16 protein-coding genes are annotated in these 24,034 nt (G+C 59.9%); 7 read left to right on the forward strand and 9 right to left on the reverse strand.

Annotated features, from left to right (window positions below):
- Nucleotides 1-54: 54 nt before the first annotated feature.
- On the reverse strand, nt 55-882 hold the full coding sequence (locus BJL95_RS10330; RefSeq protein ID WP_071157732.1) for a leishmanolysin-related zinc metalloendopeptidase: 828 nt from the start codon (nt 880-882) through the stop codon (nt 55-57).
- A gap of 270 nt (nt 883-1,152) precedes the next feature.
- Between BJL95_RS10330 and BJL95_RS10335 the strand changes: the two genes are divergently transcribed.
- From BJL95_RS10335 to waaC, 3 genes are read left to right on the forward strand one after another with little or no spacing between them, the layout of a single operon-like run.
- Nucleotides 1,153-2,079 carry a branched-chain amino acid transaminase gene (locus BJL95_RS10335; RefSeq protein WP_071157734.1) on the forward strand — a complete coding sequence of 309 codons (927 nt, stop codon included), beginning with the start codon at nt 1,153-1,155 and terminating at the stop codon, nt 2,077-2,079.
- Between the two features lie 6 nt (nt 2,080-2,085).
- Nucleotides 2,086-3,093: a lipopolysaccharide heptosyltransferase II gene (gene waaF / locus BJL95_RS10340; RefSeq protein ID WP_139306212.1), complete on the forward strand. Its 1,008-nt coding sequence runs from the start codon at nt 2,086-2,088 to the stop codon at nt 3,091-3,093.
- Nucleotides 3,094-3,097: 4 nt separating this feature from the next.
- On the forward strand, nt 3,098-4,114 hold the full coding sequence (gene waaC / locus BJL95_RS10345) for a lipopolysaccharide heptosyltransferase I (protein WP_071157736.1): 1,017 nt from the start codon (nt 3,098-3,100) through the stop codon (nt 4,112-4,114).
- Nucleotides 4,115-4,129: 15 nt separating this feature from the next.
- On the opposite strand, the gene BJL95_RS10350 is transcribed toward waaC, so the two are convergent.
- Nucleotides 4,130-5,290: an HD-GYP domain-containing protein gene (locus BJL95_RS10350; protein WP_071157738.1), complete on the reverse strand. Its 1,161-nt coding sequence runs from the start codon at nt 5,288-5,290 to the stop codon at nt 4,130-4,132.
- Between the two features lie 20 nt (nt 5,291-5,310).
- The gene (locus BJL95_RS10355; RefSeq protein ID WP_175463698.1) at nt 5,311-6,507 is read right to left on the reverse strand and encodes an HD-GYP domain-containing protein; all 1,197 of its coding nucleotides are present in this window, start codon (nt 6,505-6,507) and stop codon (nt 5,311-5,313) included.
- 473 nt (nt 6,508-6,980) lie between these two features.
- On the opposite strand from BJL95_RS10355, the gene BJL95_RS10360 reads away from it, so the two are divergent.
- On the forward strand, nt 6,981-8,438 hold the full coding sequence (locus BJL95_RS10360; protein ID WP_071157742.1) for a hypothetical protein: 1,458 nt from the start codon (nt 6,981-6,983) through the stop codon (nt 8,436-8,438).
- Nucleotides 8,439-8,670: 232 nt separating this feature from the next.
- On the opposite strand, the gene BJL95_RS10365 is transcribed toward BJL95_RS10360, so the two are convergent.
- Complete coding sequence (locus BJL95_RS10365) at nt 8,671-9,897, reverse strand: HD-GYP domain-containing protein (protein ID WP_231883661.1); 1,227 nt, start codon at nt 9,895-9,897, stop codon at nt 8,671-8,673.
- Nucleotides 9,898-10,053: 156 nt separating this feature from the next.
- Here BJL95_RS10365 and BJL95_RS10370 point away from each other — a divergent pair, with 156 nt between their 5' ends.
- The 3 genes from BJL95_RS10370 (at nt 10,054) to BJL95_RS10380 (ending at nt 12,170) form a co-directional block, all read left to right on the forward strand.
- Nucleotides 10,054-10,329 carry a cupin domain-containing protein gene (locus tag BJL95_RS10370; protein WP_064028806.1) on the forward strand — a complete coding sequence of 92 codons (276 nt, stop codon included), beginning with the start codon at nt 10,054-10,056 and terminating at the stop codon, nt 10,327-10,329.
- A gap of 115 nt (nt 10,330-10,444) precedes the next feature.
- Nucleotides 10,445-11,650 (forward strand): MdtA/MuxA family multidrug efflux RND transporter periplasmic adaptor subunit, encoded by a 1,206-nt coding sequence (locus tag BJL95_RS10375; protein ID WP_071157744.1) that lies wholly within the window; start codon nt 10,445-10,447, stop codon nt 11,648-11,650.
- Nucleotides 11,651-11,663: 13 nt separating this feature from the next.
- Nucleotides 11,664-12,170 (forward strand): M48 family metallopeptidase, encoded by a 507-nt coding sequence (locus tag BJL95_RS10380; RefSeq protein WP_071157746.1) that lies wholly within the window; start codon nt 11,664-11,666, stop codon nt 12,168-12,170.
- A 64-nt stretch (nt 12,171-12,234) separates the two neighbouring features.
- Here the strand turns inward: BJL95_RS10380 and BJL95_RS10385 are convergent, their stop codons facing one another.
- The 5 genes from BJL95_RS10385 to BJL95_RS10405 all read right to left on the reverse strand — a co-directional run bounded on the left by BJL95_RS10385 (nt 12,235) and on the right by BJL95_RS10405 (nt 23,991).
- On the reverse strand, nt 12,235-13,071 hold the full coding sequence (locus tag BJL95_RS10385) for a penicillin-binding protein activator LpoB (RefSeq protein WP_254786767.1): 837 nt from the start codon (nt 13,069-13,071) through the stop codon (nt 12,235-12,237).
- Nucleotides 13,072-13,395: 324 nt separating this feature from the next.
- Entirely contained in the window at nt 13,396-16,428 is a 3,033-nt protein-coding gene (locus BJL95_RS10390; protein WP_071157750.1) for a DEAD/DEAH box helicase, read from the reverse strand.
- 145 nt (nt 16,429-16,573) lie between these two features.
- The gene (locus tag BJL95_RS10395; RefSeq protein WP_071157752.1) at nt 16,574-17,128 is read right to left on the reverse strand and encodes a transposase; all 555 of its coding nucleotides are present in this window, start codon (nt 17,126-17,128) and stop codon (nt 16,574-16,576) included.
- A 676-nt stretch (nt 17,129-17,804) separates the two neighbouring features.
- On the reverse strand, nt 17,805-18,581 hold the full coding sequence (locus BJL95_RS10400) for a restriction endonuclease (RefSeq protein ID WP_071157754.1): 777 nt from the start codon (nt 18,579-18,581) through the stop codon (nt 17,805-17,807).
- Between the two features lie 73 nt (nt 18,582-18,654).
- A complete protein-coding gene (locus tag BJL95_RS10405; RefSeq protein ID WP_083385899.1) occupies nt 18,655-23,991 on the reverse strand; it encodes a RecQ family ATP-dependent DNA helicase in 5,337 nt (1,778 codons plus the stop codon).
- Nucleotides 23,992-24,034: the final 43 nt, after the last annotated feature.

Consider the following 24,034-nt stretch of genomic DNA (forward strand, 5'->3'; position numbering starts at 1 on the left):
GGCGGGCCGAGCAGCCGGATGCGCGCCGATGCCGACCGCTACCCGCGCCCGCCATCAAGCCGACCGGCGTCGGCCGGGCAATCCGACGAATCCCAGCAGCGCGCCCGCGAACATCCATAGCGAAGCCGGCAGCGGCACCGGCGCGACCACGGAATAACCCAGGTCGCGGAACGACTGTATCGTGGTATTACTCAAAAAGGCAGGCGCATTCAGCCAGCCGGTCATCAGTTCGTAACGCATGTCGTGGCCTTCGGTATCGACGATGCCGGTATTGGCGGCACCTTTGTCGACCTCGTTCCAATGGCCGTCGGCGGTACCGCTGCCGCCGCCCTGTTCCACCGGCACGTAAGTCGCGCCGGCTTGACCGAATTCGCTACGGTAGGCCGCCACCCCATATTCGCCGGTGTATTGGCCGCTGCCGCTGGCGTATAAGCCATTGGCTTCCCACAAGGTACCAAAGCCCAGCACGTGAGCCATTTCGTGCTCGATCACCGATAAGAACGTGCCGTTGCTGATCATATTGGCGATGTCGGCGGTATCGAATTTCATGTCGCCAAGCCGGGTAAGCGAGTAGCCGCCGGTGTTGTAACGACTGCTTTGCCAGGTCTGGGTAGGTCCGGCCGAGCCGAGGGTTCCGCCGCTACCGTCGATGGCCGCCGCCGAGGCGCTGATCGTGACGCCGTTGATGCGTTGATCAGTTACCGCGCTATCGTAGCCGGTGATAATGGATTCCCAAAAACCGGCGGCGTCTTGGAAATAGCTTTCCTGTTCGCTGGTCAAGCCGCTAAAGTTCAAATTGATCTGAAACGACGCGGCGTCGGCCTGACCGGCCGCCAGCATCAAACCGGCGGCAACTCCGGCCCATTTCCTTTCACTGCACATGCTTCCTCCTGATTGTTAAAGTCGATCGCAAACGCCGCCCCCTGAATATCCGCTACGGAGCGACCGTGGATGAATTTTAACCGGCAAGGCGCGTAAAACCATGCCTGGAAAGGTAAATTTTGGTAAACGCGGCGCTGAAAAGTAGCCCGGTTGGCGAAAACCGTCCGGCGTGCCCGACCAGTGCCGCGATTGCCGGGTTTATAGTACAATTTGCGCCCGATTCTCGCCGTAGCGGCGCGCTAACACTCAACAACACAGCAGGTTCAGACGATGACAACGATGGATGACAGAGACGGTTGGATATGGCTAGACGGCCAATGGGTCGCTTGGCGCGATGCGAAAGTGCACGTGCTGACTCATACCCTGCATTACGGCTGCGGCGTGTTCGAAGGTTTGCGCGCCTATAAAACCGACGCCGGCACCGCGATCTTCAAGCTGGCCGAGCATACCGACCGTCTGTACCGTTCCGCGCATATCATGAACATGAAAATGCCGTACGCCAAGGACGAGATCAATCAGGCCCACAAGGACGCGGTCGCCAAGAACAACCTGGACAGCGCTTATATCCGCAGCATGGTGTTCTTCGGCTCCGAAGGCATGGGTTTGCGCGCCGACAACCTGAAAGTCCACGTCATGATCGCGGCCTGGACTTGGGGCGCTTACCTGGGCGCGGAAAACATGGAAAAAGGCATCCGCATCCGCACGTCCTCCTATACCCGCAATCACGTCAACAGCACGATGTGCAAAGCCAAGGCCAACGGCAACTACATCAACTCGATTTTGGCGTTGCAAGAAGCCCTGTCCACCGGTTACGACGAAGCCTTGTTGTTGGACCACGAAGGTTTCTGCGCCGAAGGCAGCGGCGAGAATTTGTTCATCGTCCGCAACGGCAAACTGTACACCCCGGAAACCACCTCGGCGCTGGAAGGTATCACCCGCGACACCTTGATCACGATCGCTCGCGAGCAAGGCTACGAAGTCATCGAAAAACGCATTACCCGCGACGAAGTTTACGTGGCCGACGAAGCCTTCTTTACCGGCTCGGCCGCCGAAGTCACGCCGATCCGCCAGTACGACAACCGCGACATCGGTTCCGGCAGCCGGGGACCCGTCACCGAAAAACTGCAAGCCTTGTACTTCGATTACGTTCACGGCCGCCGCGCCGACCGCAAGGAGTGGTTGAGCTTGGTGTCCTAAGCCGACGTGCCTTCCCCGCATCGCATCCTGGTCGTCGGCCCGTCCTGGGTCGGCGACATGGTGATGGCGCAAAGCCTGTTCATCGCCCTCCAGCAACAACACCCCGAGTGTCACATCGACGTCCTGGCGCCGGCCTGGTCGCTGCCTCTGTTGGCGCGGATGCCGGAAGTGCGCGCTGGCATCGCGATGCCGTTGGGGCACGGCCAATTCGGCTTGGGCGCGCGTTTTGGTTTGGGTAGGCAATTGCGGGGGCGTTACGATCAAGCCATCATATTGCCCAATTCCTGGAAATCGGCGCTGGTGCCGTTTTTCGCTGCCATTCCCCAACGCACCGGCTATCTCGGCGAACTGCGCTGGGGCTTGCTGAACGACGCTCGCCGGCTGAATAAGCGCCGCTTGACGATGACGGTGCAACGCTTCGTCGCGCTGGGCCTGCCGGCCGACGCCGAACAACCGCCGGCCTATGCGTTTCCGAAATTGGCGATAACCGCCGAACAACGACAGCGAGTCGTAGACCAGTTTGAGGTGGCGACCGACACTAACATCTTGGCGCTCTGCCCCGGTGCCGAATACGGTCCGGCCAAACGCTGGCCGGCCGAGCATTTCGCCGCCGTCGCCAAGGCCAAACACGCGGAGGGTTGGCAGGTATGGCTGTTCGGATCGGATAAGGACCGCGAAGTGGCTAACGCCATCAACGATCTGACCGGCCAAGTTTGCCGCAATTTCGCCGGCGCAACCGCGCTGGCCGAAGCGGTCGATTTACTGTCGCTGACCGATACGGTCGTCAGCAACGACTCGGGCTTGATGCACGTCGCCGCCGCCCTGGACAAGCCGGTCGTCGCGCTGTACGGCTCGTCCGATCCGGGATTCACGCCGCCTTTACACCCCAACGCACGAATTCTGACCCTGGGCCTGGATTGCTCGCCGTGTTTCCAGCGTGACTGCCCACTCGGTCACACCCGCTGTCTGGCCGACATCGCGCCGGAGCGGGTATTGGCGCTACTCGCCCCCTGAGCGGATGAAAATCGCCATCGTCAAACTGTCCGCTCTGGGCGACATCGTCCATGCGATGGTCGCGCTGCAATTTATCAAGGCCGCCCTGCCCGATAGCGAAATCGACTGGATCGTCGAGGCTGGCTTTGCCGGCGTCATCGAGCACAATCCGCACGTCAACCGAGTCCTGACCGTCAATCTGAAAGCGCTGAAATCGAACAAAGCCGCGATTTTTAGCGAAATTGCCAAGGTGCGCGGCTATGCCGCCGCGAATTACGATCTGGTCATCGACGCCCAGGGGCTGATCAAATCGGCGCTGGTCGCGCGCCTGTTGTCGGCCAACTGCGTCGGCTTCGACCGGGATTCAATTCGGGAGACATTCGCGGCCTGGTTTTATCGGGAAACCGTGGCGTTTCCCTACGATGCCAACACGATAGACCGCAACGTCGCGGTGCTGACCCAACCGCTGGGCCTGGACATCGGCCCCGAGCGGATTTTAGCCAAACAACCCTTTCTGTACTTCACGCCGCCGACCGCCGAGTTGAACGAGTACTTCGCACCGGACCAAGCCAACGTCATTTTGGTGATCGGCTCGACCTGGGCCAGCCGCAATTATCCGCTGGAGCAGTACCTGCGGGTCATTTTCGGCCTGGAAGCCAATATGCTGATTTGCTGGGGCAGCCAGCAAGAACACTGGATGGCGCAATGGCTGGCCGAACGCAGTCTGGCGCGGCCGCTGCCGAAACTGAGTTTTAACGACCTAAAGGCCGCGATTGCCCGTTGCGACCTGTTGATCGGCAACGACACCGGACCGACCCACATGGCCTGGGGTTTGAACCGGCCATCGATTACGCTGTTCGGACCGACGCCGGTCAGCCGGGTTTACCAAACGGCCATCAACAAGGTGTTGAAGTCGCCGTCCGTCGTCGACCCCTTCAAACTGAACAAGCTGGATTTCTCGATCAATCAAATCAAGGCCGACAGTGTCGTGGCGTTGGCGAGAAGCTTGCTGCCGGCCCGCGCTAAAAGCCAGCCGGGCTAAGTTTCGCCGGCGGCTTTAATGGCCCCCGCATTGCCGCAGGTAATAGCGGACAAATCGGGTAATCGGGTCGGCCAACGACAGTATTCGGACGATTTCACTCGCCGATACCCTCACCGTGCGATCGGGATCGGCGGCAAAATCAAGCAACTCCTTCGCCGAATTGGTGACCGGCCTTAGGCTAAGCGCGCCGAATTCGGATGCCGGAATGTCCCCAACCACGGCTAACTCGCCGCCGGCCAGTTCGACCAAACAACCCGGCGGCCAAACGCCTAGCGCCCGCACGAAATCGGCCGTCAAATCGCCGTCGAATAGCCGCGCTCCGGCGTTATAAATGCTTGCCAAGGCTTGTAAACCGCTCATCGCCGGGCGACCGGCGTGTTCCCAGCACAAATCCTCGCACTCGGCGGCCATCGCCGCGATTTGCCCCGCTCGGCTCAAATCTCCCCCGCCGAGTCCGCGCGGATAGCCGCTGCCGTCCGCTCGTTCATGGTGATTTAGCACGATGTCCAATACCTCGATCGGTACGTCGGAAGCCGCCAGCAACATATCGCGTCCGCATTGCGGATGTTGCCGAAACAAAGCCGTTTCGTCGGCATCGAAGGGCCGCTCGGCCGTTCGTATCGCGTCCGGCAAACGTTGTAGGCCAATGTCGAGTAACAGCGCGCCGCTACCCAAGTGTCTTAAGGCCTCGGCCGACAGTCCTGTCGCCAGCCCCCAAACCAACGCCAACGCGGCGGCATTGACCGCTTTCGCGGCCGGGTCCGGTTGGGTAGCGCGCATCAAGCCTCCCCAAACCCGCCCGGAGCCCGGCGAAATCCCCTGCTCCAGCTCCGCCGCCAGCTTATCAACCGTCGCAAAATCCAGCGTATTTTCCGCCGCCGCGCGCCGCAAAACGTCGGCGTAGCCGAGACGAACCGCCGCGTAACAGCCTTCCCAAGTCGTCGTATCCAGATCCGCGCTCGAGGGAATCGCGCCGGCCGGCGGCGAATCGCTAATATCCTTGCCTTTGGCGGTGTCAATGCACACAAACCGGCAATACTCGCGCAAGGTCGCGACTTGTTTGGCCGAGGTCACGGCAAAGCGGGTTCGAAAAAACGGCAAGTCCAACCATTTTCGATCGGTATCGACGATATACATCCCGATCTCCAGCTGCTCGGCGTTAATTTTTTTTATCATGCCAGCCGTCCGCCGCGCCCCTAGGCTCCGACTATGGCGTAGTCCTTGACGAACAAGCCATCCCGGTAATATTCGTTCAAATCCAGCTGATAATCCTTGGCTCGCACCACTTGCTTGACGGCATAGCGGTTTCCCTGTGGATCGACCACCGGTTTGGCCAAGTCCAGCAACCGGGGCTCGATGTCGTTGCGCTGGCTATCCTTGACGATCAATATCTTTGGTTTCAAACGATCGGCCTTGTTTTGTTCGACCACGATGCCGATTTCGCCGCTACTCAGTTCGACGGCATTGCCCTGCGGATAAAAGCCGATACAGTTAATGAAATGCGTGACGTAATGGGCTTCGTAACGTTGGCTCATCCCCTTGACCAGCGTGCCCAACGCAATCAAATGCGGTTGACCGTGCTGATAAACCCGGTCGCTGGTCATTGCGTCGTAGGTATCGACGACGGCAACCATTTTGGTGAAATCGGACAACGCCGATTTATCCAAGCCGCGCGGGTAACCGCCGCCGTTTAGTTGTTCATGGTGATTGTGCGCGACATCGACCGCGCCGGGGAATGCCCCTCTGGCCGACATCAACACGTTGCGGCCGTAGACCGTGTGATTGCGCATGATGTCCAGTTCGAACTTGTCGAGCTTGCCGGGCTTGTTCAAAATCTCCAACGGCACCTTCATTTTGCCGACGTCGTGCATCAACCCGCAAAAGCCGATCTTGTTGAGGTCTTCGACCGAATACTTCAATTCCCTGCCGAGCAGGATCGCCAAAATGCACACATTCATACAGTGTTGAGCGGTGTATTGATCCTGGTCCTTCAACTGGGTCAGCAATAACATGGTTTCGGGATGTTCCAGCACTTGGTCGACACATTCGGCAACCGCTTGCTTGACTGCCTCGGTATTGAATTGATTGCCGAAGCGAATATCGTCCAGCACGGTCTTAATCAAATTGCCGACGCGCTGAAAGGTGACGGCGGTCTGTTCGAAAGAACGGGCAAAACTGAGCTGTTTGCGCGCCTCGGTCGAGCGAGTCGGAATGGCTCCGGTATGGTCTTTTTGAAACTTGACGTCGATATAAACGTAATCGCAAACCGCCTGTATGGCCTGAATATCCGCATGGCTTTCGATGACAATGCGATCCAGCATAAACGGATTTTCGCCTTTCGGTGCTTCCAACTCGCATACGCACATTCCGACTCTGAGTTCGTAAACATGCATTCTGATTATTCCAGCTTTATTCGCAGACATAGACCCCACCAAAATCGAGCCGGCATTGTGCAATAGATCGACCGGCCTAACACGCTTGGATGCCACAAAATATTGATTTGTCTCGCACATTTTGCGAATCCGCCGCCGTGCTATTCCAAGACCGCTCACATCGCGGCGCACCGTGGGCGAGCCAACGCTTCTCCCCTTTCCCCATCCACCGCTATTCCCGGCGGCGCGCAAACGCCCATCGCAATACATGAATAGGACTATAGCCGACGCATGTCGCCCGACAACCTGGAAAACCCGATTACACTCGCCGCCGATTGCGTTACACTGCGTACCTCGGCGGACCTCCCTGCCCTTTCCAGCCACGCCGGCGATCTTCCGGCGCCTTGCTTCGGCCTAGCTCCACCGCACGGTCCGGCACATGCGCCGACCGCAAGAACCACCGTAATTTGTGCCGACATGAGGAGAACACAGCGATGTTTCTCAAATCGTTCCGACAATACGCTAACGCGTACCCAACACCGCCATTAAGAATTCCGCAGCGCATCAGCTTGTTTTTGCTGGCCTTCCTGCCGTTGTTTACGATTTCTCAAATTCTGATTTTTATGCAACCGGCCATATACCGTAGCGAGGCTTCGGTATTGACCAGCGAATCAGCCCAGGTCGACCAAGCGCCGGCCGAGGCCGATCCGCAACAGACCGGCATCCAGGCCCAGGTCTTGCTCGGCCAGGACATCCTCGAAAAAACCGCCGCGCATCTCAGCGAGCGGTCCGCGCCGACAGACGTCGCGGATCTGCATAAGATGCTGGGCGCCACGCCGGTGGCCGACAGCAATCTGATTAAATTACACGCCGAAGGCTACGACCCTGGAAAACTGCAGGTGATTCTGAACGCCTGGATAGAAACTTATCGACAACTCCGCGAAGACTACATTCGCCAAGTCACCGCTCAATCCACGGCGACTCTGGACGGCGAACTGGATCGGGTGGGACTATTGTTGTCGGCAAAACGCCGCGAATTGGATCAGTTCCGACTAACCCACAATATTCTGTCCCAAGATAGTAGCGACAACCAAGCCCACGCCCGCCTGCAGGGTCTCAACGCCTCCCTGAATAACGCGCTGGAAGAAGAAGCCAAGGCGAAAGCGAAAGTCGGAGCGATCCGCGCCGCGATCGAAGAAGGTCGGCCGGTAATTCCGAACCAAGACAGCCGCAGTTTGGCGGTTCTGCAAGAAACCGCGGAGCGCTTGCGCGACAAACTGGAAAACCTGCGCGGCCGCTACACCGAGCATTACATCGATTTTCATCCGACCATGAAAATCGTCAAACAGCAGTTGAGCGAACTCGATGCCAAGATCAGCGAAAAAGAGCATAGCGGCACCGATTTCATGTTGCAGGAAGCAAACACCGCCTACGTGGCCGCCCGACGCACCGTCGCGGATTTGCAAAAGCAACTGGCTCAACACAAGCAAAAAGCCGCCGAATACACTGGACAATTCGAAAAATACCAAGCGATGCTGCAAGAACTGGAAGGCCTGGAAAAACTGCAGCAAGACACCAAGCAGCGCTTGGCGGACATCGAAGTCAAACAGCGCCAGACCCATCCGCAATTGAGCGTGATCGATTGGGCAACCCTGCCGACCGAACCGATTCGACCGGATTATTGGCTGGCCGCCGCGATCGCGTTGGCCGCCAGCGTGGGGGCGGGTCTGTTCGCGGTCTGGCTGGCGGACTATCTGAATCCCAATCCACAATTGCGCAACTTGCAAACGATAACCGGCATTCGGGTTTACCCGCACCGGCCGTCTCCAAACGATCGCCGACAATTGCTGGACAGGCGCCGACCGCCCGACGCACTGGGCTTCGATCCGCTACAAGCCATTAACGAATCGCCGCGCGAAGACGGCGAGGACCGCCGCCGCGACCGGCGCTAACCTAACGGTCTCGCCCCCTGCATCCCCACGAAAAATGAAAGCCGGTGGCGTAGGCCGGGATTTAGCCGTGCTGGAAGGCTCTCCGGCACCGGAAGAGTTTTGGTCTTTCCGACGAACGCCGCGCACGACAAGTGCCCTTCTCCCTACAAATCCTGCCTTTTCGAGCGGTCTCCGCTGCCGAGCGAGTACCAGAACCTTGGTCAAGATAGAGTCGGCCGCCGACAGTCTAGCGTCAGGCACTCGCCAATTGATAGTAAGCCTCCGCGCGCGCCGCCAACTTGCCGACTACGTCCGGGTCCAGCTTGCCTTCCGCGACGCGCCGGCGCAAATCAGCCAAAGCCTCTTCCGCCGTCACGCTGGGACGGTAAGGCCGCACTTGAATCAAGGCCTGAAAAATATCGGCCACCGCGATGATCCGGCATTCCAAATCCAATTCCTTGGGCTGACTACGGAACGGATAACCGTCTCCCACCAGGGTTTCATGGTGATAGCCGGCCCAAATCGGGATTTTGGAATCGGCGAACACCCGCAGTAAAATCCTGAAGGTATCGTAACTGTGCCGGTGCATCGTCGCCCGTTCGGACGGCGTCAAGCCTCCCGGCTTATTGATGATGTCCTCGGACACGCGCAGTTTGCCGATGTCGTGCAGCAAGCCGGCGATTTCAATCTGCTCCAGATGGCAACCGGATAATCCGAAATCGGCGCCCAATTCGCGGGCTATCAACGCCACCCGTTGCGAATGCTCGTCGGTAAATGGGGTCTTGGCGTCGACCACGCGGGAAAACAAAGTCGCCAAATCTTTAAGCTCGGCCATGTCCAGCAACACCGGTTCCAAACCGGCGCCGATCACGCGCAAGTCCTCGTCGAGGTATTCCGGCTCCATCGCCAGCCAGAACGCCTCGACCTCCGCCAACTCGGCGAACGCCTCGACCAATTCCGGGCAAAACAGCAAGCCGGCCAATCCGCGAATCCGGGCGATGATGTTCGAAAACTCGTTCAGAATATGCTCGCTATTCAAGAACGGCGCCTGCAGCACATCAATACGATCGGCCAGAAACAGCAAATTGGTCCGCAAGCGCAAGTCCGGCGCCAGCGGCAATTCCAGCAAGGTCCGCCAACGGGTGTGGTGATAACGAATGTCGTCGGCCAGATGGGCAACCGGCCGGCAGGCCGCCAAATACTCGGCGCCGCGGATGCAATGATCTTCCGCGCCGTCCCATTCCAGCGTCTCGGTCAACTGACGGTGCTCGTGAATCCGCGACACGCCGCAATCGTGCAACATGCCGGCATGCAACATCGCCATCCGATCGGTGGCCGACCAACCCAGACGATCGGCAACGCCGCGCGCGATCATCGCCACCCTTTTACCGTGGCGGACTTCGTCGACGCCCACCAGGTCCAGAGCGCCGCTCAACGCGGCGATCGCCTCGTGCATATTGACGTGTTGTAGAGTCTTCAAAATCGGCCCCCGCCCGAAATGTGCCGGACTCGAACTGTGACGCCCGGCCCCGCTTGACTAAAATTACCGAGCCATTCTAGCACGCGGCCGCGTGGCCCCGCGCCGCCGACAATGGTAGAATCAAACCCTCTTACCACCCGAACCCGAAAGGAAGTCATGAGTCAGATTATTATCGAACACAATCCCAGCGAGGAGCGTTTACAGGAATTGGGCGTCTCCGAATGGCCGATCTGGGAAAAAGAAGTATCCAAATTCACGATCGATTTCGACGAAACCGAAACCGCCTACGTCCTGGACGGCGAAATCTTGGTCACGCCGACCGGCGGCGAAGCGGTGCGCATCGTCCCCGGCGATCTGGTGATCTTTCAAGCCGGTTTGGACAGTCATTGGGAAGTAGTCAAACCGCTACGCAAACACTATCACTACGATTAAGGCGCGGCCGGCCCGAGGTTTGGAAAAGGCATCCACCGGATGCCTTTTTTATGACAACGCCTCGAAGTCGCCGGGCCACTCCGCCCCGCCGACAAGGACACCACGGTAAGCCCGCATGGACAATCCACGACCTCCCGAAACCCGTTCCGCCGGCCGGTCAGGTTGGCCGACCGCCGCGCTGCTGTTCGCGCTGACCGCCGGCTACGCTTACTGGCGCCTGCACGCCACCGAAGAGCCTAGCGAGCGACCCGGCTCGACCGGCGCTGGGGACACACCAGCGGCCAGCGTCACCACCGCCACCGTCGACCAAGGCGACCTGCCGATTTATCTGCACGGCCTGGGCACCGTCACCCCGCTACAAACCGTGACGATCAAAAGCCGAGTGGACGGCGAACTGGTCAAGGTAGCCTTCCGGGAGGGCCAAACCGTACAAGCCGGCGAACTGCTGGCCGAGATCGATCCCCGCCCTTATCAGGTGCAATTGCACCAGGCCGAGGGCCAACTGATGCGGGATGAAGCGCTGTTGAGCAATGCCGAGCAGGATTTGCAGCGCTATCGTACCCTGCTGGCACAGGATTCAATCGCCGCCCAGCAAACCGCCACCCAGGAGGCACTGGTACGCCAATACCGGGGCACCGTCGAAATGGACCGAGCGCAAGTCAACAACGCCAAGCTCCAACTCGACTACACCCGCATCGTCGCGCCAATCGCCGGTCAAATCGGCCTGCGGCTGGTGGATAAAGGCAACATCGTCCGCGCCGGCGACACGACCGGTCTGGCCGTTATCGCCCAAATTCAACCGATCACCGTGCTGTTCACGCTGCCCGAGGATCAGGTGCCGGCGGTGATGCGCCGCTGGCGTAGCGAACGCAATCTGACGGTGGAAGCCTTCGACCGCTCCGGCCTGCGCAAATTGGCCGACGGCAAATTGCTGGCGGTGGACAACCAAATCGATACCGCCACCGGCACCCTGAAACTCAAGGCCTGGTTCGACAACGCCGAACGCGGACTGTACGCCAACCAGTTCGTCAATATCCGGCTGCGGCTGGACACCTTACCCGCCGCGACGCTAGCCCCGGCCGCCGCCATTCAGCACGGCGCCAACGGCGATTTCGTTTACTGGGTTAAACCCGACCGAACCGTCACGATTCGGCCGATCAAGACCGGGCCGGTCGACGCCGACCGCGTTGCCGTTTTGGAAGGCCTCGCTCCCGGCGATGTCCTGGTCGTGGGCGGCAGCGACAAATTACGCGAGGGCAGCCGAATCAAGCCGGCCGACGCCGCCGCTTCCCCAGAGACCGCGCCGGTTCCGGCCCGATAAGCCTCTCGGTCCAATGCACACCCCGGTTTCCAAATATTTAAACGGTTATCCGGCCGAATTGGTCGAGCGCGCCGAGCAATGGCTGAGCAGCGGCAAGCTGGGCGACTGGCTGGCCGGCAAATACCCGCGGACTCACCACGTCCAGACCGACAAGGCGCTTTATCACTACGTGACGGACTTGAAAAGCCAATATTTGCGCCAATCCGCTCCGCTCAGCAAAATCGTCTACGACGACAAACTGGACATCGTTCATCAAGCGCTGGGTTTGCACAGCGTCGTCGCCAGGGTGCAAGGCGGCAAACTCAAGGCCAAAACCGAAATCCGCATCGGCGCGGTTTTCAAAACCGCGCCGGCCGCCTTCCTGCGCGCCATCGTCGTCCACGAGTTGGCGCATTTGCGCGAAAAAGACCACAACAAAGCCTTTTACCAACTGTGCCGCCACATGGAACCGGACTATCACCAACTGGAGTTCGATCTGCGCCTGTATCTGGCGTTTCAGGAAAGCCGGCGCGGGAACTGAATCGCGAGCCGCGACTTCGAGCGGTACGCGGTGCGTAGCCGGTCCAAGCCATTCCGCCCCGTCGCTATTGAAGATTCAACACGCCGCCGGTACCGGCACCGCCCTTGATTTCCTGCGCCTTGTAGTTTTTAACCGCGACGACCAGTTGATTGTAGGCATCCAAAAACGCCGCCGCCGTGGACAAACCTTCGGGCGTGTTTTTGAAACTCGCCAAGCCGACCACCGCGCCAACGCTGTCCCCCAAATAGCCGCCCCAGCCGTTGGTTTGCAAACGGTTGGCGGTGGCGCTGCCTTGCGAGATGCCGATCTGCACGGTCGAGCGAATATCGGTCAAGGTCAGGGTCACATCGGTGGTCCGTTTATCGGCGGCGTCCGCCATCGTGGCGGCCAGCGAGTCGGCCAGAATGCCGCCCAACGAAATTTGCCCCGGCGGCGAGTAATGGCGGTAGCCGGCGCCAAAGGCGCCCGCCCGATGCCCTTCGGTCGATTCGTTCAGCACGATCACCTGCGGTTCCATCAGATAATCGGCGGCGACCCGTTGGCCTTTATGCTGTTTGGAGCCGGCCCGGTATTCCCCGGAATTGCGCTGTTCGCCGACGATTTCGTTAATCAATGCTCGAGTGGCGGTGTTACCGATCGCGGTGATCGCAAAACAGTTCGACTGTTGCACCGCCAAGCGGATCAACGGATCGACCGTCGTCACCGCCTGAGCGCCGGTAATACGGCCATCGCTGACCGCCAAAGTCCCCATGGGACTGGCGCAGCGCTCCAGCGATTTATTCGCATCGACGCTGGTCCCGCCCGCCGCCGATCCGGACACCAGATTACCGCTGCCTCCGGTCTGCAAGCCGGGTTTAGCACATCCCGACAGCAAGACCACCAAGCCGATTTTCAAAGCCATACCTCGATTCATCAGACACCCTCGCCGAAAGTTGGAGCTTGATCCAAGCGCGAGAATCATAAGACAATTTGCCGCCGACGTCTGCATAACAAATACGCTAGAAAGCTTCCATTGCCCACTAGCGCCACAAGCGCCTCGGACCGAGTCGGCGTATGCCCCCTTGGTCCGGACAACCCGCACAGCTCGGAAAACCGCATTGGCGTGAGAATCGATGTCGGAATCGGCTATCGCGACGTTGAGCATCCACTGATCGGAACGGCGCCAAATGCCTTGCTCTTAGCGCATTGAGCCTAGTTTCGTCCGGTCCGGCCGGGTGGGCGACCGTCAAGTCGCGGCATCGATGAAGCGCTCCGCGTCCGCGGCGACCTGTCGCAGCAGCGGCTCCGGAACCCAAGGGCTTAAGCTTAGCGATACGGCTTGCACAATCAACGCAACCTGTTCGGCCGTCAGCGACGCGCGCGGCACAATGTCGGCGTAAAGCCAGATCGCCGCTTCGTTGGGCGGCGGCGCGCGGTCCGCCCCGGCCAGCGCGGCGACCTTGTCGAGCAGGGCTAACGCCAGCAAATCCATCACGCCGGCCGTGCATTGTTGTTCCAACAACACTTGCGCCGAGCGCAGTTTTTGCAAGGCCGTTTCATGCAACGGATTGACGGGCGCGGGCTCGGCGGCGGCCTCGTACACGGCCCGCGTTTCGGCCAATGGCGAGGCGGAGCCCAACCGCTGCAAACTACGCCAGGTACGGCGGTCGATCACCGCGACCGGCAAACCGCCGTCAGACACGTTTTCGGCGGCCTCTTCGTCGCCTTCCCGCCAGCTTTCGACCACGACCAGCAAGCCGCCGGCCTTGGCCAGCACGCGTTCGATGCGCGATCCAAAGGCGGTCTGGATGCCGGCCACGGCCAGCCTTACGCTGTCTTCGTCGTCGGCACCAGTTTCGAGCGGCACATGGACGGCGGCCGGACGCGGCGGTTCCGCTTCGGTTTCCGGAACCGCCCGCGGCTCGGGCGTTTCCACCCTCGCCGCATCGTCGGCCGGCGGGCCGCCCGCCAGATCGTCGATCAGGGTTTCCAGCATTTTCTTGGTCAGGCCGACCACGTCCTCGCTGGCGTCCGGCTCGATGACGTTGTCGAACAAATCGCGTTTGCCCTTCACCAATTGCGCGACGCGCTGTTCGTAAGAATCCTCGGCCAGTAAAATAAAAATCTGCACCTTGTGTTTCTGACCCAGGCGGTGAATCCTGGCGATGCGTTGATCGAGGATCGCCGGGTTCCACGGCATGTCCAGATTGATCAGCACCGTGGCTTCCTGCAGATTCAAACCGGTGGCGCCGGCATCGGTGGAAATGAACACCTGCACGGAATCGTCGCTACGAAAACGCTCCATCAACTCGCCGCGCCGGTTGCTCGGCACGCCGCCGTGCAAACGCACGCAACCCAGGCCCATGCCGCGCACCAGCGACTCGACCATCTCGGTCATCAGCGCCCATTGCGAAAACACCACCGCCTTGCGGTTGCTTTGCAGACACAGCTCTTCCAGCAGCCGCGCCAGTTCGTCGAGTTTCGGCGAACCGACGGTTTCCTTGTCCACCAGTCCCGCCGCGTTGCAAGCCATCCGCGCTTGTTGTAAGGCCGCCAGCATCCGATTGCTTTCGCCCGGCGTCAGCGGCCGGCGCTTGGCGATCTGCGCGATCTGGCTGGCGGCTTGCAGAGCCGAACCGTGCAGCTCCAGTTGTTTGTCGGTCATCGCAATGTCCAGCGTCACTTCGGTGCGATCCGGCAACTGGTCGGCGACCAGTTTGCGGTCGCGACGCAGCAACACCGGCGCGATGCGGCGGCGCAGCTCCGACAGGTTGCGGTAGCCGATGACCTTGCCGCGTTCGTCGGTGACGTGAAAATCCAGCAGACAGCGCCACAGCGGCCCCAACACTCGCGCGTCCACCAACTGCAGCAGACTGTACAAATCTTCCAGGCGGTTTTCCAGCGGCGTGCCGCTGAGCACGAACACGTAGCGAGCCGGAATCAGTTTGACGGTCGAAGCCAGTTTGGTACGCCAATTCTTGATGCGCTGGGCTTCGTCGAGGATCAGCAAATCCGGCTTGAGCGCTTCGCCGATCAAGCTCAGGTCGCGCAGCACCAATTCGTAATTGAGGATGAAAAAGCTCGCATCGGCGCGGTATTGCACGCCGCGCTGCTCCGGGCCGCCGCTGACGATTTGGGTGGAAAGTCCGGTGAACTTGGCGATTTCCCGCGCCCACTGGTGTTTCAACGACGCCGGGCAAACCACCAGGATGCGTTTGACGCCTTCATGCTCGGCCAACCAACTGCCGGCGGCGATGGCTTGCAGCGTCTTGCCCAATCCCATGTCGTCGGCCAACAAAGCCCGGCCGCGCGAAGCCAGAAACGCCACGCCGTCGACCTGATAGGGAAACAGTTTGACTTTCAACCCCGGCAGCACCCCGTTGCCTTGCTTGATTTGCCGAATGATTTCCTGGCCGCGCAAGGCTTGCGCCGCGTCTTCCGCGACTTGCCGGACGTATTGCACCGTGTCGTCGCCCAGCAGGAAGTCGTCGCGACCGTAAACGAGTTGCGAGCAGCGGAAGAAATCCTCCGGCAAGCGCCCCGAGAAGCGGTCTTGTTCGTCGAAGAACTCGGCCAGCAACGCCGCCAAGTCTTCGGCCATATCGGCGCGGCGCTGCAGTTTCAGCACCGGCCGGGTCGCCGATTCCCAGGCCAAATAAACGAAGGACAGCGGGCAACCGGCGTCCTTCAAACGTTGGTAATGCGGTTGCTTGCGAGCATGATGCAGCACTGCCTCGATGTGCTTGCAGGTGCCGAGCCGGTTGCTGGCTAGATCGGGGCAAGTGCAGTAATTGACGCGCTGGTCCAGCGAGCGAATCTGCACCTGGTAGGAACGCTGCCAATGCGTCGCCGACACCAACGACGTGGCCTGCCAGATGCCGAAACCCAGATTGCCGCTCAGCAATTTGACCCTGACTTCGTTCCGGCCCTTTTTAACGCGCTCCTGTATCGCCTCGTCCACCGCGCTATCCAGACCGGTGGTGTCGATAGTCGCGAATTGGTCGGCATAGGCATACAACGCCGCGACGGCATGGACACAGACTGTGGCTTCGGGGTGGCAATCGCAACCCACCAGCAAATTACCGTCGGCATCGGCCGCGAGCTCCAGCCAATATTGCTCGCCGTTTTCGTCCTCGACCTGAGCCGTCAGCCGACCCTCTTCCAGTCTAACGCCGATCACCCGGTTGTCGTTGAAATAGCGCAAACCTTGCTTGACCAAATCCTCCGAGGCGATGGCGTGCAAACGTTCGGTGTCGTAAAGGTAAATGTCGTTGTCCATGACGGGTCCGCGGCTGGCAAAATTGCCCCGATTTTACCGCCAAGCGACAGAGAGGCGAAATTCAAATGTAGGGCACGCATCGCGTACCTTTTGTGACGTTGACGTTGCGAAACTCCGACAAGGTACGCGGTGCGTACCCTACGCTTTATTCACCGGCGGTCTCGATCTTAAAGCTTGAACCATCCATTACCGCTCCCCAATTGGCCATATAAACGCCTTGCTCGACCCAATGGTGAAACGATGAATACGGCCAGTCGGCGACATTTTTCACCAAGCCGTGTTTGACGGGATTGAAATGCAGGTAGTCGAAGTGGTTTTGGTAGTCGCGTTCGTCGCGCAGCAGATGATCCCAAAACCGCCGTTGCCACACGCCGCGCCGCCGGTAACGCAAGCGGGATGCGCTCAGGTTTTGCTCGGCGCCGCCGAGCATCAACCAATGTTGGGTGAAGTGTTTTTTGATAACCCCCCAGCGTTTGGAAAAATCGCCGTCGTCCGGCGGCAAAGTCCAAATGGTATGAATGTGGTCGGGCATCATCACCAAGGCATCGACGGCAAACGGCAAGGTTAGCCGGCAATGCCGAATCGCCTCACGCAAGCAATCCCGCGCCGTATCGTTCGCCAGTATCCCCTCCCGCCGTTCGGTGACGACGGTAAAGAAATACGATCCGCCCGGCACATAACAACGGCGACAATCGGCCATGTTTCCTCCAGGAAAATGTTGTCGTTATCCCGCGGGTACACATCGCGTACCTTGTCGGACGTCTCGATTGGTAATGCCGCAAAAGGTACGCGGTGCGTACCCTACGAGGCTACGCGGCTGTTTTAAATCCACGTGGGCACAAAAACCGTGCCCACCCTACGCCGCCAGATAGTTTTATCCCCTGATGCCGCGCCGAGCACCTGAGGGTTTGGACGGATCAGCCCGGCAGGGGCGCGGCAGGGATGCCGCGCGTTTTCGGAGGGCTAGGAAAGCCCTTCCGAAAACCCCGTTCAAACCCTCGGGAGCGCAGGATCAAAGCGGCATGGGGTGGCCTTTTCTTTGGATACTTTCTTTTGGTCAAACAAAAGAAAGTATCGCGGTTGCCGGTCCGCGAACCGGCGTTAAATTGGGCTTCGCGAAAGCGAAACAAATAAACGAAAGCCCAAAAAGGTACGCGGTGCGTACCCTACGAGGCTACGAGGCTTCGTTCGCGAGTATCCCCGCCCGTCGCTCGGTGACGACGGTAAAGAAATACGATCCGCCCGGCACATAATAACGGCGATAATCGGCCATGCGTCCTCCATGAAAATGTAGTCGTTATCCCGCGTAGGGTACGCATTGCGTACCTTGTCAGAGTTTCGTGTCACCAACGCCGCAAAAGGTACGCGGGCGTACCCTACGCAGCTAGATTGTATCTGTTGAGCCATGATTTAAGGGCTTCAAAGTCATATAACCCGATGCCATATTTCAGTGGCGATGCAAAAGCAATGGCATCTTTCGAGAACGAGGAAGTAGTCACAATTACACCTTTTGTAGCGCGTTCGGCATTTGTAACACCATGAATCGCTCGGACCACTTCTACTCCGACCTTATTCTTTGGTGCATATCGTTTGCACTCAACCAGATAAAGTAAACTCCCAAGTGCGTCTGATCTCGCGGCAAGGATGTCTCTGCCACCATCACGAGTTCGTGGGGTGAGCGTAGGCTCGAAACCTTGAGCCCGAAGCAGTTCAGCAACAAGTTCCTCAAATCTCCGAGGATGCAGCTCATAAAGAAGTTCGGGATGCTTGGCGAGGTAACGAATCAGTTCGTCATTAACTGCTGTTACTGTACGCACCAACTGTGGATTGGCAGCATCACTACCAACAGAATAGAGAAGCGGATAAACATCTGAAAGGGGTGCATAGGTCGTGTATCCCTGTGCAAAATTCTGCTTAGAAAAGGGATAACTAACAAAGCCTCTCGGTTTTCGCTCGCCTTTTGCTTCGCGTTCGTTTAGTTCCATATGCTCATTGCAAAGAAAAGGGCATGTGTAGTCTTGTTCGAAAAATTCCTCGTTTTGAAAAGGGTAAAAATCATAGAGGTAGACTTCATAGTCAGCCGGGAGAATGCATCCGTCAACGGAGCACTTTTGCCCGGCTTCATAGCTAATGTGCTTGGTAGGTTCGGTCATTGATAGGAGGCCCAACAAAAGATTAGATAATTTTTACACATCATCCTCGATCCTTCCCCATCAACACAACCCATCACCCAGCCAAATACTCCACCTCAGCCAACACCACCTCCCACCTCTCGCATCGCAAATCACCCGAGTCGCCCGGCTTACGATTCCTAGCCAAAATCCCCGCAACGCGAACCGCGACGATAGCGCCTTGCGGCGGAACAAAGGCTTGCGCCATGCGACTGACGGTCGTGCCGTTGGCGTCGGCCAGTTCCCAGCCGGGTTTGCCGTCGCCGCGCGGGCGCAGGGTCAGCGGATCGCCATAGTCGAGTGCGGCGATGGCGCGGTGGATAGTGTGGCTGGCGGCGAAGTAGCCGGGCCAGGATAGGAAGACGTGTTCCGGTCCGGCCAACCAGCGGCGCTGGCGGACTTCCGGTGGTTCACCGATTGTTTCGATAGTGCTGGTCAGGCACAGCGGCGCGCAGTCGGCGGCGAAGGCGTGGCGGCCACTCTGGCGTTGGCATAGCGTCAAGGTGTTGCGGGCACGGGTCATCGCCACGTAGAACAGGCGGCGTTCGTCGTCGCCGGCTTGTTGCCAGCCGCCGGCATCAAGGATCAGCACGTGATCGAATTCCAGGCCCTTGGCGCGGTGGGCGGTCAGCAGCAATAGCGGTGCGTGCGGGCCGTCGGCGAAACGGGCTTGGCGACCGCTGCCGAATTCGTAGAGGGCTTCGATCAGGTCGGCGGCGACTAAGCGGCCCTGCCCCCTCACCCCCGGCCCCTCCCGGCAACCGTTCCGGACGTTGCTCTCACTCCTGCTTCCTTGCAGTCGTCCCCCAGGGAGAGGGGAGATGAAAGGCACGTTGTCTGTAGAACTGACTTCTGAGTCTGCGATGAATTGTGCCAACATCGCCCGGTAGGGATGGCTGATAGCCTCGGTAACCGACTGGCCGTAGCGGCGTTTAAACCAGCGCGACAAGGCGCCATGACGAATCAACAGCCGCCGGCCACTGCTCTCCCGACGGTGCCCTGCTTTTAGCTGCCACCCTTCGCCGGGCCTGTCCTGAGCGAAGCCGAAGGGCTCAGGGCGAACGGATTTCCGGGACTGACCCGACAGCAAAGCCAACAACGCCGCCCCTTCGCGAGTGCCGTGCAAGGCCGGCAACTCGTCGTCGCGCAGCATTCGGGCCGGAATTGCCTGACTGCGGCACAGCGCTGCCAAGGGTTCCAGGGCTTGCCAGTGACGGGCGATCACCGCGAAGCGGCCCCAATGAGCTGGGCGTTCGCCAAAACGCAACGCGTTCAAGCGCTTCAATTCGGCCAGCGCTGCCGCCAATTCCGCGCCGGTTGACGACGGGGTTTTCAGGATATGCACCCGGCCCAGTGTCAACGGGTCCAGCGCCTCGAATTCGCCGCCGGCCGGCTGGTCGCGGCGGAAGTGGTCGATACGGATAAGCTGCTCGCGTTTCATGCGTTCCTTGGCGCCGGTGATGACGCGGTTGGCGCAGGCGATGATCTGCCCGGTGGAGCGGTAATTTTCCACCAGGTAACACACCTTGGCCTGATAATCGACTTCGAACTGGCGGATGAAACGCACGTTGGCGGCATTGAAGGCGTAGATGTTTTGATCGTCGTCGCCGACCGCCATCAAGGTCAATTTATCGTCGGCACCGCTCAAGGTTCGGCCGGCAAGAGCACTGATCAAGTCGTAATGGTCGGCGTTGATGTCCTGGTACTCGTCAACCAACACGTAACGCAAGCCGGCCAGCAAACGGTCGCGGCGCGCCGAGGCGCCGGCTTCTTCATTTTCATCGGCGCGGCGCAAGTTGGCGGCGGCGTTTTTGATCACCGCGGCAAAGTCCACCACTTCGCCGCGCTCGGCGGCCACCGCGCAACTGGTGCCGGTCAGGCGCAGGGCCAGCGTGTGCAGGGTTTGCACGGTGACGCCGGCGGCATCGGCGCCGGCCAAGGCCCACAGCCTGCGGCGTATTTCAACCGCCGCCGCCCGATTGTAAGTCAGCACCATGATCGCATCCGGCGCGACCAGCGCCTCGCGCAGCAGCCAGGCCACGCGATGGACGATAACCTTAGTCTTGCCGGCGCCGGGTCCGGCCAGCACCAGTAAATTGGCGTCCGGCGGCGCGGCGACGATGGCTTGCTGCTCGGGATTTTTCAGGTCGGTGAGGATGCGGCGGTGGGCGGCCTCGCTGGTTGCCATTTCCAGGATGTCCTCGCGGCCGGCGAAATAGCGGCGCACGAATTCGGCCCGTTCCATACCAAAGTAATCGACGATGAAACTCATCGCCGCCTGGATCTTGCCCAGCGCCAGCTTGGCGTATTCGGCCATCACGTGCACCTGGATGATCTTGTCCTTGTAATGCAAAGCCAGCTCGGCGTAATCGGCATTCTTAAACTGGCGGTGGCGCGCCTCGGGATTCAGTTGAATATGCATCGCCGAACGGAAAATCGCCTTGCCGCGCGCCAAGTGCAAGACCTCGTTGGCGTCCAGATACAGCAACGCGGCGGCCAGCGCCCGTTGCCAGTCGCTGATTTCCAGGTCTTGCAAGGTCAAATCGCTTTGCAAGGCGGCTTCCAACACGCCCTGTTTGCAGGTCACCAACAGATTGTTGCCCTGGCGCAGCCCGGCGAAATAGCCGACCAGGGCCTGAGCCAGCCGCATGCGCTTGGCGCGGATGTGCTCGATTTGCCGCCAGTCGCGCAACAGCTTGACGTAGCGGTGGTCCGGGCCGCCGGGGCGCAACGCAAAAAAGCCGCGCCGGGATTTGTCGCCGTCGTCGCCGAAAGTTTCGGCAAAAGCTTTCAGCAAGCGGGTCAAACGATCCGGTTCCAATTCGACGCCGGCGTCGCGGCGCAAGGTGTCGCACAAGCGGCGCATTTGCAGCATCTGCCATTGTTCCAGATCTGCATCCGGCGCGGCTTCGCGTAGGCAGTTGACCAGCGCGTCCTCCAGTTTGACAAGGTCGGCCAGCCTATCGACGGTGTCCGGGTCGCGGTAAAAGCTCACGCCGATTTCAGCGTCGTTGGACACCAGCTTGAAGCGATCCAAATCGCGGAGCAGGTTTTGCACCACCTGCGCCGGCTGGCCGGTGGCCAATATCAGGTCGTCGGTGCTGATGCCTTCGTCGTCGCCGGCGTTGAGCAATTCCGCGAGCACGGCCAGATAAGGTTCGGGATCGGCGTTGGGCCCTAGCTTTTGCTTCAACAATAATCCGGCTTCGTCCAGCGTCGCGACTTGCAAACAGCCTGGAAACACCCGGGTATGGTTTTCCTGGCGCTCCAGCAACCGCGCCTCTTCCAGCCAGGCCACGGCGATGCGCACCTTGGTGTCGGCATCGGCGGCGTCGGGGTCGATGCCATGCTTGTCGGGGATTTCTAAAAGGATTTCGCCGCTGGTGACGACTACGCTGCCCTCGCTCCTGTCCTTGCGTTCTATGCTGCGCAGGGCTTTGAGAATCGCGTAAATGTCCTGCTGGGTCAGCCTGGAATTACGCAACAACCGAAACTGCACGTCCAGGTCGGCGTCGTCGTACAGCAAGATGCAGCGCGCCGGCGCCTGATCGCGGCCGGCGCGGCCGGCTTCCTGCAAATAATTTTCCAGCGAGCCGGGGGTATCGAGATGAATCACCAGCCGCACGTCGGCCTTGTCCACGCCCATCCCAAAAGCATTGGTCGCGGCGATGACCCGCAACTCGCCGGCGATGAAGGCTTCCTGCATCCGCCGCTTGCGTTCGGGCGGCATGCCGCCGTGGAAGTGGCCGCAGTCCAGGCCGGCCTGAGTCAAGAACTCGGCCATTTCCTCGACGGTTTTATGGCGGGCGCAAAACACGATGGCGCCGCCGTCGCCGCGCAAGGCTGCTTCCAGCAAACTCAACACCGCCGGGTATTTGGCCTGGGCCGGCACCGCGTGGACTTCGTAGTTCAAGTTGTCGCGACTGACCCCGCCGCTCAGCACCGCCAACTCCATGTCCAGCCGCTGCTTGAAATGGCCGACGATGTCGGCGACCACGTCGGGCTTGGCGGTGGCGGTAAAGCAGAATACCGGCGACGGTTTATCCTTCTGCCGCGATTTGATGAAGCGCGACACGTACAGATAATCCGGGCGGAAGTCGTGCCCCCATTTGGACAAACAATGCGCCTCGTCGAACACCCAGGCGCCGACGTCGCGGTGAGCCAGGGCGTTGGCAAAGGCGCTGCTGCGGAATTGCTCGGGTGCGACGAAGATCAATCCCAAATCGCCCAAGCGCAGTTTGTCGAGCACGACCCGCCGCTCCAACGGGTTGAGCAGGCTGTTCAAATAGCCGGCGCAGGCGATGCCGCGCGCTTCCAGATTGTCGACCTGATCCTTCATCAACGATTGCAGCGGCGAAATCACCACGGTCAGGCTGCCGCTCCGGTAATAGCGGGCCAGGGCCGGCAACTGGTAACACAAGGACTTGCCTCCGCCGGTCGGCAAAATCGCCAGCATCGGCCGACTGGCGAAACCGTGCTCGACGATGGTTTGCTGCAAGGAGCGGCCGTCGGCGGTGGTGGGCGTGGCGCGAAAATCCGGGATGCCGGCGAAGTAGCGCGCCAGCAGTTTTTTCAAGTCGTGCTGTTCGCTGCACCACTCGCAAGCCGGGTCGCCGCAGGGTACGTCGCGCAGTTGCTTGATCAGGGTTTTGGTTTGCGGAAACTGGTTTCCGACCCAAGGCGGCAATACCGAATTGCCGCCGGCCACCCGCAGCCAGGCCAGCACGTAGGCCAGCGGCTTGTGCCAATTCGCATCGGGGAAACAATCTTCGGCGACGCGGTGTTGGGCGTTGCTGCAAACCTTGCCGGTGGTCGCTTTCAACCAAGCCGCCTGGGCTTGCGCCAAGGTCGGCCTTAGCGCATTGCGCAAGGTCGCGAAGAAACTGGCGACGCCGCGTCCGCTTTCCGGCGCCAACAAAAAATGCAGGCAGAGCATGTCGTCCGGCTGCTCGGCAACCCGCTGCAACAAGGCCTCGCGCTGCTCCAGAAACAGCTCGTAAGCCAGTTCGGCATCGCGTACCGGATCGTTGCGGGTGGTCGTGCAGAGTTTGTAATCCTTGACCAGGCGGTGGTAAGGGTTTTGCGGAAAGGCCAGCGGCGACAGTTCCAGGGTATCGACCAGCGGCAAGCTGTGCAGGAATAAACCCGGATGCAACAGCGCTAAGGCCGGCTGGTCGAAGGCGACAACGTTATGCCCCAGCACAAACGCCGCGCCTAGACTGATGTCGTCCAGCCGCGCGCTCAAGTCCTTAGCCTTGCCGGAAATGCGCAGTTTCGCGCCGGTATCCGGGCGGACGGCGCCGATTTCGCGCAGATGCAAGCTATCCTGGCGGGCGGTTTCGATGTCCAGGCACAGGCAGCGGGGTTTAAGAGGATGGGAAGCGAATGTCATCGGGTCGGATTGTAATAGACGGTTTCGGCACTACTTTAGTACA

This window comes from Methylomonas sp. LWB, from assembly GCF_001856095.1.
GTDB lineage: Bacteria > Pseudomonadota > Gammaproteobacteria > Methylococcales > Methylomonadaceae > Methylomonas > Methylomonas koyamae_A.

What these genes read in the sequence shown, in the direction of transcription:
- BJL95_RS10330 (WP_071157732.1), bottom strand. Translation starts at nt 882, where the DNA reads ATGTGCAGTGAAAGGAAATGGGCCGGAGTTGCCGCCGGTTTGATGCTG.
- BJL95_RS10335 (WP_071157734.1), top strand. Translation starts at nt 1,153, where the DNA reads ATGACAACGATGGATGACAGAGACGGTTGGATATGGCTAGACGGCCAA.
- waaC (WP_071157736.1), top strand. Translation starts at nt 3,098, where the DNA reads ATGAAAATCGCCATCGTCAAACTGTCCGCTCTGGGCGACATCGTCCAT.
- BJL95_RS10350 (WP_071157738.1), bottom strand. Translation starts at nt 5,290, where the DNA reads ATGATAAAAAAAATTAACGCCGAGCAGCTGGAGATCGGGATGTATATC.
- BJL95_RS10355 (WP_175463698.1), bottom strand. Translation starts at nt 6,507, where the DNA reads ATGCATGTTTACGAACTCAGAGTCGGAATGTGCGTATGCGAGTTGGAA.
- BJL95_RS10360 (WP_071157742.1), top strand. Translation starts at nt 6,981, where the DNA reads ATGTTTCTCAAATCGTTCCGACAATACGCTAACGCGTACCCAACACCG.
- BJL95_RS10370 (WP_064028806.1), top strand. Translation starts at nt 10,054, where the DNA reads ATGAGTCAGATTATTATCGAACACAATCCCAGCGAGGAGCGTTTACAG.
- BJL95_RS10375 (WP_071157744.1), top strand. Translation starts at nt 10,445, where the DNA reads ATGGACAATCCACGACCTCCCGAAACCCGTTCCGCCGGCCGGTCAGGT.
- BJL95_RS10380 (WP_071157746.1), top strand. Translation starts at nt 11,664, where the DNA reads ATGCACACCCCGGTTTCCAAATATTTAAACGGTTATCCGGCCGAATTG.
- BJL95_RS10385 (WP_254786767.1), bottom strand. Translation starts at nt 13,071, where the DNA reads ATGGCTTTGAAAATCGGCTTGGTGGTCTTGCTGTCGGGATGTGCTAAA.
- BJL95_RS10390 (WP_071157750.1), bottom strand. Translation starts at nt 16,428, where the DNA reads ATGGACAACGACATTTACCTTTACGACACCGAACGTTTGCACGCCATC.
- BJL95_RS10395 (WP_071157752.1), bottom strand. Translation starts at nt 17,128, where the DNA reads ATGGCCGATTGTCGCCGTTGTTATGTGCCGGGCGGATCGTATTTCTTT.
- BJL95_RS10400 (WP_071157754.1), bottom strand. Translation starts at nt 18,581, where the DNA reads ATGACCGAACCTACCAAGCACATTAGCTATGAAGCCGGGCAAAAGTGC.
- BJL95_RS10405 (WP_083385899.1), bottom strand. Translation starts at nt 23,991, where the DNA reads ATGACATTCGCTTCCCATCCTCTTAAACCCCGCTGCCTGTGCCTGGAC.